The sequence below is a fragment of the Microbacterium sp. Bi128 genome (assembly GCF_918698205.1).
Genome location: NZ_CAKKMM010001645.1, coordinates 1 through 1,051, shown reverse-complemented (window position 1 = coordinate 1,051; position 1,051 = coordinate 1). Strand labels below are relative to the sequence as shown.

The following is a 1,051-nucleotide window of genomic DNA, read 5'->3' as shown; positions in this document are numbered from 1 at the left end:
GCTCCACCTGGGTGGCGGGCTACACCAGCGGCCTGGCGACGGCCACGTGGTTTGGCGATCCCCTGGGCAACCAGCAGCGCGCCGGGCAGAACGTCACGATCAACGGCAACTTCTACAAGGGCATCGACGGTTACATGATCGCCGGGCCGCAGTTCTCGAACTACATGGCCCAGGTGGCACCGGCCTACGGCACCGATCCGTTCCCGGCCCCGCCGTCGGACATGCTGTACTCCCCCGCCCCGGTCCCGGACCCGATCTCAACGCCGCGGACCTCCATTCCGACCGCCAAGAGCACCGAGCCGGCCACGCAACCGTCCGCCGACCCGACACCGGCACCCACGAAGTCCTCCGGCAAGAAGTAGCCGATGACCCTGGGCAATGATCTGGCGAGCCGCGTTCGAAGCATCGGACGCGGCTTTGCCGTGACCGCCGCGATCGGGACGGCGGCGGGGGCGGCCGCTACCGGCTACGGGCTGTGGGAGAAGAACCAGTTTGTGATCAGGGAGGAAACCCTCCCCATCCTGCCGGCCGGGTTCGGCCCGTTCCGGATACTGCACCTGTCCGATATCCACTTCGTTCCGGGCCAGCACCGGAAGGCGCAGTGGCTGTCCTCCCTGGCGCAATTGCAGCCGGACCTCGTGGTGAACACGGGCGACAACCTCAGCCATGCCAAGGGCGTGGACCCCCTCGTGGCGGCCCTGCGGCCCCTGCTGGAATTTCCCGGCGTGTTTGTCCCCGGCTCGAACGACTACTTCGGCCCGAGCCTGAAGACCCCGGCGTCATATTTGCTCGGGCCCTCGGGCGAGCGCAAACGCCCGGAAAGGCTCGACTGGCCCCGGCTGCGTGCCGAGTTCGGCATGTCCGGCTGGGTGGACCTGACCAACCGCTGCCAGTCGGTGGTGCTCAAGGGCATGCGCTTCGCTTTCTCCGGCGTCGACGACCCGCCCCTGCGCCTCGAACGGTACGCGGGCTGGCCGCGCGGGACCAAGGGCCGGGACGCCGACCCGCACCTGCGCATCGCCGTCGCGCACGCACCCTACCAGCGCGTCCT

1 protein-coding gene and 1 pseudogene are annotated in these 1,051 nt (G+C 69.1%); both read left to right on the top strand.

The window, feature by feature from the left end; translation table 11 throughout:
- Positions 1–362 (top strand): annotated as a pseudogene (locus tag LQV45_RS35205) (penicillin-binding protein); the annotation flags it as partial.
- Between the two features lie 3 nt (positions 363–365).
- On the top strand, positions 366–1,051 hold a 686-nt coding region (locus LQV45_RS35200; protein ID WP_230012665.1), incomplete at its 3' end, for a metallophosphoesterase.